This is a genomic window from Paenibacillus ilasis (genome assembly GCF_043195395.1).
Taxonomy (GTDB): domain Bacteria; phylum Bacillota; class Bacilli; order Paenibacillales; family Paenibacillaceae; genus Paenibacillus_AQ; species Paenibacillus_AQ lautus.
Genome location: NZ_JBHDJG010000001.1, coordinates 3,953,456 through 3,970,197, shown reverse-complemented (window position 1 = coordinate 3,970,197; position 16,742 = coordinate 3,953,456). Strand labels below are relative to the sequence as shown.

Annotated in this window: 15 protein-coding genes; 8 read left to right on the top strand and 7 right to left on the bottom strand. The window is 52.7% G+C overall.

Going from position 1 to position 16,742, the window contains the following annotated elements:
• Positions 1–51: 51 nt before the first annotated feature.
• From ACETK5_RS17960 to ACETK5_RS17935, 6 genes are all read left to right on the top strand, one after another.
• A complete protein-coding gene (locus ACETK5_RS17960) occupies positions 52–516 on the top strand; it encodes a GAF domain-containing protein (RefSeq protein WP_100536132.1) in 465 nt (154 codons plus the stop codon).
• The gene (locus ACETK5_RS17955) at positions 513–1,595 is read left to right on the top strand and encodes a sensor histidine kinase (protein WP_326117797.1); all 1,083 of its coding nucleotides are present in this window, start codon (positions 513–515) and stop codon (positions 1,593–1,595) included. Before ACETK5_RS17960 ends, ACETK5_RS17955 begins: the two co-directional genes overlap by 4 nt.
• Positions 1,592–2,239 carry a response regulator transcription factor gene (locus tag ACETK5_RS17950; protein WP_071223733.1) on the top strand — a complete coding sequence of 216 codons (648 nt, stop codon included), beginning with the start codon at positions 1,592–1,594 and terminating at the stop codon, positions 2,237–2,239. The genes ACETK5_RS17955 and ACETK5_RS17950 overlap by 4 nt, the downstream gene beginning before the upstream one ends.
• Positions 2,240–2,406: 167 nt before the next feature.
• Positions 2,407–3,921, top strand: coding sequence for a nitrate/nitrite transporter (locus ACETK5_RS17945; protein ID WP_326117799.1), 1,515 nt, complete (start codon positions 2,407–2,409; stop codon positions 3,919–3,921).
• Between the two features lie 51 nt (positions 3,922–3,972).
• Positions 3,973–4,698, top strand: a complete 726-nt coding sequence (locus ACETK5_RS17940) for a YwiC-like family protein (protein ID WP_394057021.1) — start codon at positions 3,973–3,975, stop codon at positions 4,696–4,698.
• Between the two features lie 80 nt (positions 4,699–4,778).
• Positions 4,779–5,015, top strand: a complete 237-nt coding sequence (locus tag ACETK5_RS17935; RefSeq protein ID WP_041621962.1) for a DUF6953 family protein — start codon at positions 4,779–4,781, stop codon at positions 5,013–5,015.
• 107 nt (positions 5,016–5,122) lie between these two features.
• On the opposite strand, the gene ACETK5_RS17930 is transcribed toward ACETK5_RS17935, so the two are convergent.
• The 4 genes from ACETK5_RS17930 to ACETK5_RS17915 form a co-directional block, all read right to left on the bottom strand.
• Entirely contained in the window at positions 5,123–7,612 is a 2,490-nt protein-coding gene (locus ACETK5_RS17930; RefSeq protein WP_394057019.1) for a glycoside hydrolase family 38 N-terminal domain-containing protein, read from the bottom strand.
• A gap of 21 nt (positions 7,613–7,633) precedes the next feature.
• Entirely contained in the window at positions 7,634–8,638 is a 1,005-nt protein-coding gene (locus tag ACETK5_RS17925) for an ROK family protein (protein WP_394057017.1), read from the bottom strand.
• Positions 8,625–10,511: a class I mannose-6-phosphate isomerase gene (locus ACETK5_RS17920; protein ID WP_394057015.1), complete on the bottom strand. Its 1,887-nt coding sequence runs from the start codon at positions 10,509–10,511 to the stop codon at positions 8,625–8,627. The genes ACETK5_RS17925 and ACETK5_RS17920 overlap by 14 nt, the downstream gene beginning before the upstream one ends.
• Before the next feature lie 121 nt (positions 10,512–10,632).
• The gene (locus tag ACETK5_RS17915) at positions 10,633–11,565 is read right to left on the bottom strand and encodes an AraC family transcriptional regulator (RefSeq protein ID WP_100536139.1); all 933 of its coding nucleotides are present in this window, start codon (positions 11,563–11,565) and stop codon (positions 10,633–10,635) included.
• A gap of 207 nt (positions 11,566–11,772) precedes the next feature.
• Here ACETK5_RS17915 and ACETK5_RS17910 point away from each other — a divergent pair, with 207 nt between their 5' ends.
• The gene (locus ACETK5_RS17910; RefSeq protein WP_394057014.1) at positions 11,773–12,363 is read left to right on the top strand and encodes a YdhK family protein; all 591 of its coding nucleotides are present in this window, start codon (positions 11,773–11,775) and stop codon (positions 12,361–12,363) included.
• A gap of 72 nt (positions 12,364–12,435) precedes the next feature.
• On the opposite strand, the gene ACETK5_RS17905 is transcribed toward ACETK5_RS17910, so the two are convergent.
• Positions 12,436–13,341 (bottom strand): TIGR01777 family oxidoreductase, encoded by a 906-nt coding sequence (locus ACETK5_RS17905; RefSeq protein WP_394057012.1) that lies wholly within the window; start codon positions 13,339–13,341, stop codon positions 12,436–12,438.
• 224 nt (positions 13,342–13,565) lie between these two features.
• Between ACETK5_RS17905 and ACETK5_RS17900 the strand changes: the two genes are divergently transcribed.
• The gene (locus ACETK5_RS17900) at positions 13,566–14,531 is read left to right on the top strand and encodes an arsenic resistance protein (RefSeq protein ID WP_394057010.1); all 966 of its coding nucleotides are present in this window, start codon (positions 13,566–13,568) and stop codon (positions 14,529–14,531) included.
• A 13-nt stretch (positions 14,532–14,544) separates the two neighbouring features.
• Here ACETK5_RS17900 and ACETK5_RS17895 read toward each other — a convergent pair whose 3' ends face one another.
• A complete protein-coding gene (locus tag ACETK5_RS17895) occupies positions 14,545–15,735 on the bottom strand; it encodes an ornithine--oxo-acid transaminase (protein WP_394057008.1) in 1,191 nt (396 codons plus the stop codon).
• A 94-nt stretch (positions 15,736–15,829) separates the two neighbouring features.
• Positions 15,830–16,735, bottom strand: a complete 906-nt coding sequence (rocF, locus tag ACETK5_RS17890) for an arginase (RefSeq protein ID WP_326112535.1) — start codon at positions 16,733–16,735, stop codon at positions 15,830–15,832.
• Positions 16,736–16,742: the final 7 nt, after the last annotated feature.

The following is a 16,742-nucleotide window of genomic DNA, read 5'->3' as shown; positions in this document are numbered from 1 at the left end:
AGCGGAAGAAGGCTGTTTGGCCTTCTTTTCTACGTCAGAGGAGTAATGGAAATGAAGAATCAGCCGATCTTTAATTACCAAAGTGAAATGGATAAGCTTCGAGCCCGGTTTCAATTCGATTTCGTGTCCATGGCGTTGGTGCAGCCGGCTGAAGACCGATTTGTATTGACCTGGCAGTATGCCTCGGGAAACATAAACGAGAGGTATAAGCGTATCGTTTTACATTCCGGCAAAGGCATCGCCGGCATGGTGTTTAAGACCGGAAAACCGATGCTGATTCAAAACGTGAATGCCGATATTGAATCAAAGGACTTGTATAATTATCCGATTATCGTTGCCGAGCAGTTGAAAAGCCTTGGCGCATTACCGCTGTGGGAAGGCTCTCGCGTCAGGGGGGTTTTGCTTGTGGGCTATCGCAAGGAAAACGTGCTGGATCCACTGTCCTTTGAATCGTTTCAGGAAGGAATAGGCACGGAATTTGGGGCTTTTTATGCCAAGGAGGTATCACAGCCTTGATTCAAATGACGGATGAGCATTTAAGCGAACTGCTTAGAAATATGTATCAGAATAGCATGGAGGCCATTTTTTTTATTGACGAAAAGGGCAGCGTGGTGGCAATGAATCCGGCAGCGGAGAACATCCTTGACATTGAAGTGATCGAGAGGATGCAGTCCGGTGCGGATGGTTCCTTCTGCCAAACCTGCAAAGGCTACACCGATGAACAGGATCTCATAACCTGCTCCACTTGCTATCTGGATTATCCGGATGGAGAGTTTTCATCGTTCCAAGTCTATCTGAAGACACGCGGCGAAGGAATCGTTCCCTATGCGGCCAGTTACCATATCATCGATGAAGCTCGCGGCATCCGGGTCATGATGCTCCTCGATCTGACGAAGCAGCAGAAGACACAGGAAATGCTGCAGCGGACGAATATGCTGAAATACGTTATCAAGGCACAGGAGGACGAGCGCAAGCGGATATCCCGCGAACTGCATGATAGCGTGGCTCAAGAGCTGCTCAGCTCACTGGTCGACCTGCGTGTTGTTAAATATATGAACGTGGGCGAGGATGTGCTCAAGAAACTGCACCAGACCGAGGTATCTTTAACCAGGCTTCTGGATGATATCCGGCATTTATCCGTTGAACTCAGGCCGGCTTCATTAGATGATTTGGGGCTTGAGGCTGCCTTCCGCTCCCATTTTAAATGGATTGGAAAGAACTACGGAGTGCTGGTTGATTTTTCTGCGGAGTTAGCGGCAGCACGCTACGGCAGCGAGATTGAAACGGTTGTGTACCGGGTATGCCAGGAAGCGGTGCTGAATGCCATGAAATATTCAGGAACGGATGAGGTGCATGTACGCTTATGTGAAGTGAATGGCTACCTTCAGTTAACCGTCCGGGACCGTGGAGTCGGGTTTAACAGGGTCATTGATGAAGCTAAGGGAACCGGACTGGGACTGTACGGGATGCGCGAACGCGCAGAGCTGGTCGGTGGTCAGTTTATTTTGCTTTCCGCTCCCGGTGAGGGTACGACGATTCAGCTTAACATTCCGCTTACGAATGGTGACGGCAAGCTGGAGGTGATGGGTACATGAAAATTGTGATTGCGGATGATCATGCCGTGGTCCGCAGCGGATTTTCCATGATTCTGAATTACCAGGAAGATATGGAGGTTGTCGCGACGGCGGCAGACGGCATGGAAGCTTACACCATGGTGGCGAAGCACCGGCCGAATGTGCTGTTGATGGATTTAAGCATGCCTCCCGGCGAAAGCGGGCTGATTGCGACCGGCAAGATCAGCAGTGAATTTCCGGAAACGAAAATTCTGATTCTAACCATGTATGATGATGACGATTATCTGTTTCATGTTTTAAAAAACGGGGCTTCAGGTTACGTACTCAAAAATGCGCCGGATGATGAATTAATCTCCGCCATCCGCATGGTGCATAAGGGAGGGACCTATATCCATCCCCAGATGGCTACATCCCTGGTTCGGGAGTTTATTAAGAAAGATAGTGAGAGCGCGGAGCAGGATCCGTTTAACAGTCTGTCCAAAAGGGAGATTGAGATCCTGCCTCTGATCGCCAAGGGTTATGGCAATAAGGAAATCGCAGAAAAACTATTCGTATCGGTCAAGACGGTGGAAGCGCACAAGGCCAAAATCATGGAAAAACTGAATTTGAAAAGCCGTCCGGAGTTAGTGGAATATGCATTAAAGAAAAAATTGCTGGATTTTTAGTCCTTGCATATACAAGTGGGCGCAATTAAGGGTCGTTGCTTTAAGGAATAGGGAAGTTCCCCGGAGAGATTCAGGGAACTTCCCTATTAGCATTGTGAATAGGTGCACGTACAATAGGAGCTGGGGATCAATATGCCATTCATTATGCTTTAGAAAAGGTGATGGAAATGATCAAAAAGCTGCAGCTTCCGCTGCAAACAATGAATCTGGTGCTTGGCTTTATGGTATGGGTCATCATCTCCGCGCTCCTGCCGTTTATTCGAGAGGACATCTCCATTTCGGCCGACCGGCTCGCGATTCTGACGGCTATTCCGGTGGTGCTGGGTTCCGTTCTCCGGATTCCGCTTGGCTATTACGCCAATGTGGTGGGAGCACGAATTGTTTTTATCGCCAGCTTCATCCTGCTGCTGTTTCCGGTCTATTTTATCAGCTCGGCTTCCTCCTTTACGCATCTGGTGATCGGAGGTTTGTTCCTGGGGATCGGGGGGGCCGTGTTCTCGGTTGGCGTGACCTCATTGCCTAAATATTATGCGAAAGAGAAGCTGGGACTCGTGAATGGGATTTACGGGATGGGCAATATCGGTACCGCCATTACCACATTTGCTGCACCGGTCATCGCGACTCAGATCGGATGGTCCAAAACCGTCCAGCTGTATTTGGTTCTGCTGCTCATATTTGCCGTGCTAAATGCATTTTTAGGCGATCGCAAAGAAATAAAGGTAAAAACACCGGTAATGGAACAGATCAAGGGCGTGTATAAAAATGAAAAATTGTGGTTTTTCTCGCTTTTTTATTTTATTACATTCGGTTCGTTCGTGGCCTTTACAGTGTACTTGCCAAACTTCCTGGTGACCCATTTTGAGCTTGCGAAGGTGGACGCCGGGATGCGGACGGCAGGGTTCATTTTGGTAGCCACTTTATTACGTCCCGTAGGCGGCTGGCTTGCGGATAAATTTAAACCGCTGTTCTTATTAATGGGCGTATTCATAGGGCTCACGGCTGCGGCCATCCTGTTGGCATTCTCTCCATCCATTGGCTTATATACGGCCGGATGCTTAACCATTGCCGTTGGTGCCGGTCTCGGAAACGGGGTTATTTTCAAACTCGTGCCCCTTTACTTCAACAAGCAGGCCGGCATTGTAAACGGTATTGTGTCCATGATGGGCGGCCTTGGCGGATTCTTCCCGCCGCTGATGCTTTCCTTCATCCATTCGGCTACGGGGCAGTACTCCATTGGATTTATGGCCTTATCGCAGGTTGCGCTCGCCAGTTTCGTTATTGTGGTATGGATGTACTACCAGGACAAACTCACCGTACAATCGGAGGTGTTTAACTCCACCGGCCAGGGGATTCTGGTTACGGATCCGAACGGTAGGATCAATGCCGTCAATCCGGCATTCACGAAGTTAACCGGATATTCGGAGGAGGAAGTACTCGGCAAAAATCCGAGCGTATTGAAGTCCGGAAGACAATCACCGGCGTTTTATCAGGCGATGTGGTCTGAAATCAGGGAACACGGGAGCTGGCAGGGGGAGATTTGGAACCGCCGGAAAGACGGAGAAGAGTACTTGGAGCTGCTGACGATTAACGCGGTAAAGGACGAATCGGGTGACATCGTTCAGTATGTGGGTACCTTCAGCGATATTACTTATCATCCGCCTGGCCGTTGTTCGAATGGCTGAAGATATGAATCACGATGGCTATGAGTTGATGGATTGGAGAGGGAGAAACGCATGAAAAAGACGAGGATTGTCATCCCGCGGGAGCATGGTGGCTGGGCTATGGTCAGTGTACCCTATATCATAGGAATGGCGGCAGCCAAGCCGGCTCTGCTGCACCTTCCGCTATTTTTGGCGTGGTTAGGTTTATACATGGCATCCTATCCGTTTCTGCAATCCTTAAAGAAGACGTCCCAACGTAAAACTTGGATATCCTGGGGGATCATTTATACCCTTATCGCCGTGGTTTTTCTGATTCCGGTGCTTGTCTTCAAGCCGTCGATGCTCTGGTTTGCACCTGTGCTGCTCATCCTGATCATGGTGAACGTTTGGCATGTCCTTCAGAAAGCGGAGCGTGCGCTGTTAAATGATATTTGCGCGATTCTGCTGTTCTGTACCGGAGGTGCCGCTGCTTATATGCTGGGGGGCGGTGGTTTCGATCCGATGCTTGCCGCCGTCATTGCGTATAATTTCCTATATTTCACGGGCACCGTGTTCTTTGTCAAATCGGTATTCCGTGAGCGGAAAAACAGGCGCTGGACGATATACGCAAGAATATATCATGCCGTCATGTTGGTTCTGCCGATCATCTTCGGGAATCCGTGGATGTGTCTGCCATTCGTATTTCCGTTCATTAAGACGTTCCTGTATTCTGGAAAAGCAATGAAACCGATGAAGGTCGGAATCATCGAGATTGTAGGTTCCGTCCAGTTTGTATGGCTGTCCATGATGTTGATGTAGTCTGCCGTTTTCATAAAAATCGATTCCATCGTCCATTCTGTTATAATAAGTGGAGGCATACAGAAGGGGACGATGTTTATATGACATATACAGCACAGCAGGTGGCTGAATGGATGGTGGAGGAAATCCGGTTTACGGGTAATTTGTATCAGACGGAGGCCATCCGCTATGTACGCGAGAACTTCGGGGAAGAGTTTGTTTTCGTTAACGAAAACGGGAATGCCTCACTGTCCAAGGACGTGAAGAAGGCATTCCGCAAACTGCATGGCGGTCGGATCGCTTGGGATCGTGACGGATTCATGTGGGCATGGACGTAGTCTTGCTTCGAAAATAATAATAAGGGCTGGAGCGGCTTGAGGGCCATCCTGCCTATCATAATGAGAACAGCTGCCTTGAAACCAGGGCAGCTGTTTTTCATTTCGACTTATTTGATTCGGTGAACCGTGAATTGTCCGGTTGAAGCGTGCAGGGTCTTCGCAGCCTGCTCCGGGTCCAGCTGGCGATGCCGTTCTACCGCATAGCGGAACTCGTAGAAGCCGCCAAGCGTAGCCTTGAAGTTGGTTTCCCAGTAGTTGGTCAATATCCAGGCATACGTGGAAGGACGGCTGTCCGCAGGCTGCATGATGTGGAGCTGCCGGGGCACGTGCTCCAGCGTTCCCAGCTGTACGAGCGGCGTGTCTGTCATGGACAGGATGAGCGCTTCCCGTTCTTTAGCCGAGTGCCAGAATATCCCCTCTTGGACGCTGGTGTAATCCAGGCAGGATCCGGGAATCTGATCCTTCCACGGGCGGATGTGACAGCCTGCTTTTTCTACATATAGCTCGGCTTCAGTGCCCATGGTGAATGGCAAAGCCACGTAAACATTTTCCGGCAGCCAGACGCTGTCTTTGTGGAAGCGGACGGACACCTCGATACGAGGCTGATTTGCATACATCTTGATGTGGAGGGCATAGTAGCTGAGCCCTTTCACGTCAAAGACCAGCTCCACCAGGGCAAATAGCGGCCCGTTGTCCAGCACGGTGACTCGGGTCAAGCGTCCGGTATCCCGCTGGACGTTGACGCCCTTCCGATTGCGACCCATGCGGCGGCGGGTAGAGCACACCTCGGACGGATTATGCTCATCCTGAGCCGGCGTAACCTCGTACACGGGGGTGAATGGCGCGTGCTCGCGTGCATCGTCCAGCAGGTCTGCCGAGCGTGTCTTATCGATCCATGCCGTAATGCCTTCGTTCATCTCCCATTCGATCCGGAAGGATTCGGATTCGATCGAACGCTTGCCCACCACGATTGGATATGGAGTTATGGGCTGAGTCTGGATGTCTGCGATTCCTTCGCACGCAATCGGTTCGGTGTTGCGCGCGGTCACCATGTTCCCGAATTCGGAGAGGGCATCTGGTGTTTCGTGCGGATGGATGTACAAGATCCGGGACTCATCCGGTTCAAGTGAGAGCTGCGTGACAAGCGCCCCCGTGTGTGCCAATTGGTACGGTAGCGCCTGCCCGGTCGTTTCGTCGATGAGCTCGAACTTTTTCTTCAAGATCACATGTTCCCAACCATCCAGCGGGATGGCGACCTGCAGCGTCGCCGCGGCCGGCTCCGTGTTGATCACCTCGTAGCGCAAGGGACGATGAGGGGCAAGCAGTGCGCCCTGACGGGTCACGAGCGCTTTGTCCAATGCCCGGTAAGCAAGTTTGCTGGCTTCCGCCGCATAGGCCTGCTTCCGTACCTCCAGCATTTGCACCTGCGGATGCCATGGCTCATACACGGAGGAATGATAGCCCCATGTATGCTCCGCGTACATGGTCAGCGCCTGTGAGGCATCCTCGATCTCGGCGAGGCTTGCCGCACCATGGACCGGATCGAGCCGCTTGACTTTGCGAAGGGTACGCTGGGCATCCCGGTAAATCTGGGTATGCATCGCTGTTGAAGCCACCCCATCGGTCCACCAGTCCGGCCAATCCCCCCGGTGTACCGGAAGCTCGGACAGGTCCTCCTGTTTCAAGGCCGCAAAAAATTCGGACAGCGTAGCCAGCTTAATGGTGATTCGGTCGCCGTATTGTTCATTCCACTTCGTCATCCACTCCGCGATATCCGCATTCGGGGATGCATTGTCCGTGCCCAGGCCGGAGACCATGACCGGAACGAAGGAATACGGGTAGGCTTCCTGCTCGAGATTCCATAAATACCGGTTAATCCGTAAAGCAGCGATGTCGTTATGACGTTGTTCCGGCTCCATCAGGTTATGCTGAAGCTCGTCCTTGATGATGTATTTACCCAGTGCGTCCGGACAGAACCCGAGCTCGTTGCCGAACATATAATGCTCGCCGTTCCAAACAAGCAGTCTGCCGCCGTTCGGGCTTTCCCACCAGAACGGAGTTTGTTTGCGGCCCAACGGATACATGCCGTGATGCGTATGAATGCATGAAAATAGATGCTCGATGTTATTTTGCAGCAGGCTTTCCGCGTACCCCCAGCCGTACCCGTTAATGTCGGCGGTCATGGCGCTGTCGATCCGATGTCCGAAGGTCTCCGCGAACCTTTGCGCCTTGCCGTGGTTCCGCAGTAGGAGGTCGTAATCCGGGAGTTCGGTCATATTGAGATAGGTTCCGGACAGTTCGATATCGCCGCGTTTTACCGCTTGTTGAAAAGCTTCTTTTTCTGCCGGAGTTGCTGCTTCGAGAAATTTCTCTACGGCCCAAAAGGTTTCGCAAGTCCAGCGGAATGTTTTCCATTCCGGGCGATCTCCGCTGTTTGCGGCTTCCGCGATGCCTAGTGCCTGGCGGATAAAATCAACATGGTACTGCTCAATCCTCTCTTGGCGCTCGGTGTAGCCGATATCCGTGTGAGAATGATGAATGACATAAATCGTCCAGGGGCGGGCGGGTTCATGACCGCCTTGGGTGGATAGGTTCATATAATGGTGACCTCCTATAGATTAATTGGGAGCGGATGCATGATGATCCGTATCCTCGAATAGCTTCTCAATGCCGTTAAACACAGCCGCCGTCCCATCCGCTAGACCGTGAACCGGGACGGCGTACCTGCCTAAAGCCAGTTGGATATCTCTTTCCCATAAGGGCAAGCTGCCCGAGATTTGTCCGCCCAGCACCAGGCGGCTCGGTTTGAACTCGGATAGATAAGGCAGCAGCATCTCTCCCAGCTTGCTGCCGTATTCCCGGAATACATCCTGAGCTTGCGCGTTACCGCTCTTGGCTGCTTCAGCGAGGTCGGCTACGTCGATCCCGTCAGCCAGGAGCCCCCGCTCCGAAGCCATGTTAAGAATGCCCCTTCTCCCGAAATAGCTGTCCACGATGTGATCCCGGTAAGGCTCCGCAAACAGCATTCCGCTGCTTGGGATACCGTGCCTGCCGGCTACGATTTGACCATTCTCCACAAAGGCAGAGCCGAGGCCTGTACCAAGCGTAAGGCATAGGAGACGTTCCGAAGGGAACCGGATGGAGGCCCCAAGCCCGAACATGAAGGCGTCATTCCCGAACCGGATATCGGCGGCGGTCAGTCGATTCATCGTGACACCCGGGAAGAATGGCTTGAGTCTCTGAAATTCGAAGCGGAGCAGATCCCGAACCGATAGCTTGAACAGAGCTTCATATTTGCCGATGCCTTGAAGAAGCGCGATGCCTTTTGCGTAATCGAAGGGTCCTGGAAAAGCAAAGCCGATCCGAATGGAATCGTGATAATCCAACGGCCGGTAGGCCGAAGCGTAATAGGTGATCAGATCATGACAGGCTTGGGCGAAGCTGGCGATCGTATCGGCCGCAGCCCCTTGCGATTCCGAGGGCCGGGTTAGGAACGATCCGGGAACAAGCTGACCGTTCACGATAAGCGCTCCCTTCAAGGCGGTGCCGCCGGCATCCAGCGCGATGGTGATGGGGGCCGGGGTGGGCATGCCCCCAGGATCCGCCCCATCATTCCGCAACATGGAAACTCTCCGTTCCGGATGTCCGGGAAGGCGGAAGCAGCGGATGATTCCACTCGGGATTGACTCTGGCGGCAATCAAGGTGCATGGGGACCCGGACAGGTTCTCCAGACGGTATTCTCCCACACATGCCGGGACGATGTAGGATTCCGCGTAACCCCATTCAACGGCCGCACCTTCGTCTGCTGCCGGTACAAGGCGGACGCGTTCGCCATCCACGAGGTTGTACATGACGAATTCTCCTTGTGTGTCCGCATTCCATGTTTCATGCAGGGTCAGCCTGCTGACCTGGAACAGCAGATCATCCCGTTTACCGAGCAGCTCCTCCGAACTGCTGCCTTGTCGCCTTATGACGGTTGGCTGGGCGATAAGTCCGTCTTCTACCGCTGACGTATTCATGGCGTCATTGATATTGTGGCGTGCATGCTCAGGGTTCATCGGGCGTGGCTTGCCATCCGCGTCCAGCCGCAGATAATCGTAGATTTTGAACGTAAACCACCAGGTGGTTGAGGAGATTTCCAGCACCAGATTATCCCTGCCGGAGCAGTGGACTGTGCCCGGTGGAATGAGGTAGAGATTCCCCGTTTGCGAGTAGTACTCGTTAACGTAGTCGGAAAGCTCAAGCTGCTCTTCCCGAAGTTGGGCGTCTTCTACTGCTTCAAGCAGCCGTCCGCCGCTTATTCCTTCCTTCAGCCCGAGATACACCTTGGCTCCCGGGGCATTCCGCATGATGTAGTACGACTCTTGCTGTGTCATATGTTCATTGAACCGCGACTCGGCATATTCTTGCAGCGGATGCACCTGCAGCGACAGTTCGCCGCCCTGCATTGTATCCAGATAATCAAACCGGATCGGGAAGTAATCGCCGAATAGCCGGGCGTTCCGCTCTCCCATGATCTCTTGGGGAGCCGATTCCATTAATAACGTGAACGGAACCTCAAGGGTGATATCCTGCACGCGCAGCAGAAGTGTATTCTCGGGAGCGATGGGTTCAAAGCTCCAGGCACAGTTCGGCCATTCGTCGGGAAGACCGCACAATTCCTTAAGGTATTGACCGCCCCATATCCCCGGAGCAAAAAACGGCTTGACCCGAAACGGCTGCCGACTAGCTTTATGCAGTACGTTCACCAAGTCTGCTGTCGGCAGCCACACCGGCTCTTCCGGACGATTTAAGTCCATGTAGTAAGCTTGGTTATCCGAGTGTTCGGAATGGGTATAATGGGCTAACCAGTCGCGACGGTAAGTCTCCCAGACGGGCCATTCGAGAAATAAACAATTCTTGTAAGTCTCAACCTTATCGTTGGAGCTGCCCAAGCCAAAGCTGCCCATATGTCGGGCATGGCGCCGCTGCTGATTTTCGCGGGAATAATCGGCGTAGAAGCGAAGGTCGGGGGTCTGGCCTTCAAGCAGCGAAGCACCGGGTCCGTGCAGTACGTATATGCCTTGCATTGCTTCAAATTCAAGCGCGCTTTTTTTCAAGGCAGGCCGTGCGTCCTGTTGAAAATATTGAATGGGGCGGACATCGGTTGCTTTATAGCCGAATGCCCGATTATCAGTCAGATAAGGAGCCATCTCGGCCCGGAGCTCGGCTTCGGGTTTGACGTAATTGGATGTGGAATCGCATGAGAAGGCGATCCCTTCCTGCTCACAGGTTTGCTGAAGCTTCCCCAGCAGTTTATCGAAACCGGCGCCGTGCGTTCCGTCAAGTGTAATGAAGATACTGCTCTTTTCTTGTACTAGATGCTGGTTTTTTTGTTTGTAGGCCGACATGATAAGCGAGCACCAGGAGTCGATCCCATTCTTCATAAATAGGGGGTGGTTGCGAAAGTCCAAGTGGTTGATTGGGTGTGATTGAAAGGCCGTTGCAGGTTTCATGGATTGATGGATCCTCCCTTCCGGAATGTCTGTTACGACTTCATTGTAGAAGGCAAGGGAGGATCCGTCTTTATAAAAAGAGGAAGTGTTTTTGTACGATCAGGACATCGGCCCCTAAGCGCTAAAGCTCGGAGTCGTAACGTCCTTCCGAAAACTGCGATCGTCGGAAGCGGGCCGGGGTTACGCCAAGCTTGGACGTAAACACCCGGGTGAAGTAGTGCACGGACTCGAATCCGCAAGAGACGGCAATCTCTTTGATCTGCCGGTCTGTATTCAGAAGCAGGTGTTTAGCCTGCTGCACGCGCTGCTCCTGCACATAATGAACAAAGGATTGATGTCCGTATTTACGGAACAGCCGGGTCAAATGACGGGTCGTAACGTGAAGATGGCCAGCCACCCGCTCCAGAGAGAGCGGCTCGCCCAGATTATCCTTGATAAACAATTCGGCTTGATGAAACATCGAAGCCCCTTCTTCGTTTGCTCCAACTTCGGAAGGTTCTTGGTAGAAACCGGGGCCGTGCGCAGCCAGAATCGATAATAGGAGCGAAATCGCCATGCTGTTCAGCATATGCGGCGGGTGCTGCTTACCGCCAGAGCCCGAATGAAACACCGATAACAGCGAAAGCCACAAGAGTCCGGGCGCTTGCCCGGCACCTTCCTGAAGCACCGGAATGCCTTGGCTGGCTAACCTTCGAAAAGCAGCCGTATGGAGATCGTTGTTTGCCGATTCATCCAGTTCAAAGGCAACATAACATAAAGCCAAGCCTTCCCTGCTCTTAATTTGGTGCTGAATGCCCGGCCTGGAGAGAAATAGGGTGCCTGGATGAAGATGGAATTCTGTCTCGTTTTCGATATACGAGCCGCAGCCTGTCAACACGTAACAAGCTTCAAAAAATGAATGCTTATGCTCCGTATTGTCGAAGTGGCGCGGCATAAATCCCCAGTAGTGGATCCGGACGTTCAGTTCCTGCTGTTCAATACGGTTCAAGGTTCGGTTTAATATGGAATTGGCCCGTTTAAATAAGGGGATGAAAGCATCGTCATCGATGTGCATGGGAGATGGTACTCCTTTTCGGAATTGGCGGATTTCCCTGCCAAGAATATAGAGTTGAATGGGACTAATGATCACTCTCTATTTTATATCATAGATTAGTTTTATTGAAAAAATGGGTACCGTGATGTCATGCATAGACAGCTACACAAGTTCTTCATAAGTAGTTGCTATGCTATGAACATTCAATATAAGAGAGGAGTTCATTATATGTCAGCTACGAAACGATTGAAGCCGCTTTTTCTGGTTGCGTTAGCATCCCTTATCCTCATACTGGGTGCCTGCGGAAATACGAAAGGCGCAGATCCGGATAGCAAGGAAAGCACGGAGGCCACCGGGAACATAGATGGCATGGATCATGGCAGCATGAATCATTCCGGCTCGGGCGAGGTTCCGGATGGGTTGAAGTCGGCAGAGAATCCAACCTATGCGGTCCAGACCCAAGCGATCATTGAATCCGATCACATGCCCGGGATGAAGGGGGCAAAAGCAACGATAGTCGGAGCTTATGATACGACGGTGTACACCATATCGTATACGCCGACGAACGGCGGACCCGAAGTGAAGGATCATAAATGGGTAATTCATGAGGAGCTGAAGGATGCCGGAAAGGAGCCCTTGGAACCTGGAACGGAAGCGGTCGTGAATGCGGATCATATGGAGGGGATGAAGGGAGCCACTGCCGTCATCGATTCCGCCGAACAAACGACGGTCTATATGGTGGATTTCACGACAACAACCGGCGAAGAAGTCAAGAACCATAAGTGGGTGACAGAGAGTGAGTTATCCCCGGTCCAATAAAGTTTCATAGAATAAAACCATCGCTCTCTTAAGACAAGAGAGCGATGGTTTTTTATGCATATGGGGGGATGCTCAGCTTCCTTTGATCTGCTGCAGTGCACCCGTCACTTCCGGATATCGAAACTGGAAGCCGTGACGCAGCGCTTTGGCCGGAAGGATTCGCTGGCCCTTTAGCAGAATGAGCGACATTTCACCCAGGATGGCTTGGAGCATGAAGGCAGGCAGGGGGAGCCAATGCGGACGGTGATAAACCTTGGCGACGCTCCTGCCGAATTCCTCATTCGTGACCGCATGCGGGGAAGCGGCGTTCACGGCTCCTGAAATGTCCTCGTGCCGGATGCAATAATCGATTAAATCCACGATGTCGTCGATATGTATCCAGGAGAGCCATTGCTTGCCGCTGCCGATCTTGCCGCCAACGCCCAGTTTGTAAGGCAGCAGCATTTTGGGGAGTGCACCGCCTTGATTGCCAAGCACGACGCTGATGCGCAGCTTGATTAACCGGTCGACCGGGATGCGGTCGGCCGCCTGCTCCCATTGCTGCACAACCTCGGACGGGAAGTCCATAATCGTTGCAGGGCTTTCCTCATCAAACGTTGCCTGCTCGGATGTGCCGTATATGGCCATCGCCGATGCTTGAAGAATGACCGGAGGTTTGTGTTCCAGGCGGTGCATCAGGTCGGCTACGGCAGATACGGTTCGTTGCCGGGATTGAAGAATTCTCTGCTTGCCTGCTTGCGTCCAGCGCTGGCTCAGGGAGGAGCCCGCAAGGTTAACGAGTGCATCCAAATCCTCAAGCCGCTCCGGATGAGACTTCATCTCATCCCAAGTCAAGTAGGATACCTGCTTTTTTATCTGATGAGCGGGAGTTTCCGGCTTCAACCTGGTGACGATGATAACGTCATAGCCGTCGCGCTGCCAGCGCTTGCTTAATGCTTGGCCAATGAAACCGGTGCCCCCGCAGATGGCTATTCTCATGAGTGAACCTCCTTAAACTTATAATTAACCCGTCAAAACTTGGCTGAGAATCATTACTCGTAATGCATTAAAATGAGCGGAGAAGGTAATAAGAGTACGTTTCTTTTCGAGGATGAAGCCAATATTATACAATCCATTATACAAGAAATGAGGTATGATTCCGTTATATGATTTTTCGGTCATCACTTCAGTTTGTCATGATTCGAAACGGGAAGGGGTGCGGGATGGGACTAATAGAGAAACTTCAAACTTTGATCATTATGGGCGCGGTGGCGATGGGGCTGGCATTGGGGCAGCTGCCGGCTGCCGCAGGCTATGCGGAATATGGGATTGTTCCTTTTTTGCTGCTGATGTTATATGGATTATTTTTGACGATACCGCTGCAGCAGCTAAGAGAGGCGTTCAAGAACATCAAGTTTCTGGGGGCGAGCACGCTCATTAATTTTATCTGGACGCCGCTGCTTGCCTGGGGACTTGGCGCTGTCTTTCTGTCGGATCACCCGGCGCTCTGGATCGGATTCATCATGCTGATGGTGACCCCCTGTACCGACTGGTATTTGGTGTTTACCTCGATTGCCAAGGGGAACGTGCCCTTGTCAACCTCGATACTGCCCATTAATCTGATCCTTCAGGTGCTGCTGCTTCCGCTGTATTTGCTCTTGTTCTCCGGCAAGATCGAAACGATATCGATGGCAACGCTGATCGAAAGCGTGCTGCTTGTGCTCGTTGTTCCGTTTACTCTTGCACATCTCACCCGTTTCTTGCTGAGAGCGAAGAAAGAGGTGCTGGATCACAAGCTGATGCCATTCTTTGGCCGGGCACAGATTGTCTTTCTGGGTCTTGCCATAGTCGCGATGTTTGCGTCTCAAGGGTCATACTTATGGAACAACTTGGACATGATGTATATCCTCATTGTTCCGATCTTGATTTATTTCATGATGAATTACATGCTGGGCAGCGTGGTAGGCAGAATGCTGCGTTTCTCCTACGAGGATTCGGTCAGCCTCCATTTAACGATCATTGCCCGGAACTCCCCGGTAGCCCTCGCGATCGCCGTGACGGCTTTTCCGGAACAGCCCGTGATTGCCCTTGCCTTGGTCATCGGACCGCTGATCGAACTGCCCGTGCTTGCTGCTGTCTCTCAGCTGCTGCTAGTAACAAGAAGAATGAAGCGGAAGTCGATTTCATAACTAGATCGATTCGTCACGCAAACGCCTGCCTTACGATCTCCGCGGCCTGGTCCAGCTCCGTTTTTGTGATAATGAGCGGAGGGGCGAAGCGGATAATGGATTCATGGGTTTCTTTGCAGAGCAGGCCGAGATCCTTTAGTTTCTCGCAGTAGGATCTGGCCGGGACCTTGAGTTCCATGCCGATAAATAAACCTCTGCCGCGCACCTCCTTGATATCGGGATGCGGGATGGATCGAAGCAGCTGGAGAAAATATTCGCCGAGCTCCAGGGAGCGGCCTTCCAGCCCTTCCTCAATGCATACATCCATGGAGGCGATGGCCACCGCGCAGCCGAGCGGATTCCCGCCGAAGGTGGAGCCGTGGGACCCCGGCTCGAATACACCGAGAATATCCGCATCCGCCGCCACGGCAGAGACGGGAAAGACGCCGCCGCCGAGCGCTTTTCCGAGAATGTACATATCCGGCACGATCAACTCCCAGTCGCAGGCAAAGCGTTTACCCGTTCGGCCAAAACCCGTCTGGATTTCGTCCGCAAGCATAAGGACGTTGTGCTGCCTGCACAGCTCCAGTGCCCCGCTTAGGTATCCGTCAGGCGGAATGACGATGCCGGATTCGCCTTGGATCGGCTCCACGAGAAAAGCGGCCGTATTCGGCGAAATCGCCTGCTCCAGCGCCTCAAGGTCCCCATAGGGAATGACTTTGAAGCCCGGCGTAAACGGACCGAAGTCCTCGCGGTATTCGCGGGATGAGGAGAAGGAGGTAACCGTGATCGTACGGCCGTGGAAATTGCCCTCGCAGACGATGATTTCAGCCTGATCTGCCGGAATACCTTTCTTCCGGTAAGCATAGCGACGCGCTGCCTTAAGCGCCGTCTCAACCGCCTCGGCTCCCGTATTCATGGGAAGCATCATGCCTTTGCCGGTAAAAGCGGACAGCTTCTCGTAAAAGACACCCAATTGATCATGATGAAATGCGCGCGAGGTCAGGGTCACTTTATCTGCCTGTTCCTTCAAGGCCCGGATAATGCGGGGGTGACAATGACCTGCGTTCAGCGCCGAGTAGGCGCTCAACATGTCGATATACTGCTTGCCGTCCGAATCCGTCACATGGATGCCTGCAGCTTCGGCAATGACGATGGGAAGGGGGTGGTAGTTTCTCGCGCCGTACCGTTCGGCTTTCTCGATATGGGGGTTGGAAGGGTTCATGGCTTAACCTCCTTGGGAGTCTAAAGAAACCTGTAACGCGGAAAATGCTTTATACCGTGCTTAAGAGGCTTCTCATATCAAGCATGGTGCCATGTCACAAGATGCTTTCGCCCAGCATGGAGGCGATTAAGCCGACAAGCAGCCGGGAAGTCTTCTGCCCGCGATCCAGTAGCGGGTTGTTCTCCACGAATTCGGCTGAGGTTAGAATACCGGATTCCGACAGCATTTCCATGGCCAGGTGCGCTTCCCGGTAGCTCAGCCCGCCTTGAACCGGCGTTCCTGTTCCCGGTGCAATCTTTGGATCGACGCTGTCAATATCGAAGGAGAGATGAACGCCATCCGTCCCCGTTGACGATATTCGGATGGCTTCCTCCATGACCCGGAACATGCCCATGCGGTCGATATCCTGCATGGTGAAGCAGGTAATGCCTTCCTGGCGGATGAAATCCCGTTCGCCCTGATCGAGGGAGCGTGCGCCAATGAGCACTACGTGTTCCGGCTTGATTGTTGATTTTACGCCGCCAACTGAGGTTAGCCGCCCATCGCCTTTTCCCAAGCTGACGGCCAGCGACATGCCGTGGATATTGCCGCTTGGGGTGGTATCCGGCGTATTGAGATCGGAGTGGGCATCGATCCAGATGACGCCCAGGCTTTGGTAGTGCCGCGTAAGCCCGGCTAGTGTGCCGATTGCAATGCTATGGTCACCGCCAAGGACAAGCGGGAAGACACCCGATTCTGCCAGGGCGGACACACGAGTTGCGAGCTGCTCGTTAATCGTTATGACTTCTTTCAGATGTTTTAGTTGAGGATGGTGCGCTTCATCCTTGTGTTCGGGGAGCGCAGCAAAGTCATCGACCTGGTAGGATACACCGAGTGTGTCAAGCTTGCGTTTCAGACCGGCTCCGAATATCGCGTTCGGTCCCTGTCCGGCGCCACGTCGGGTAGCTCCCCGGTCGAAAGGCACCGGGACAATTGTTACGGTGGACGGAAGATTTCTCATCATAGGC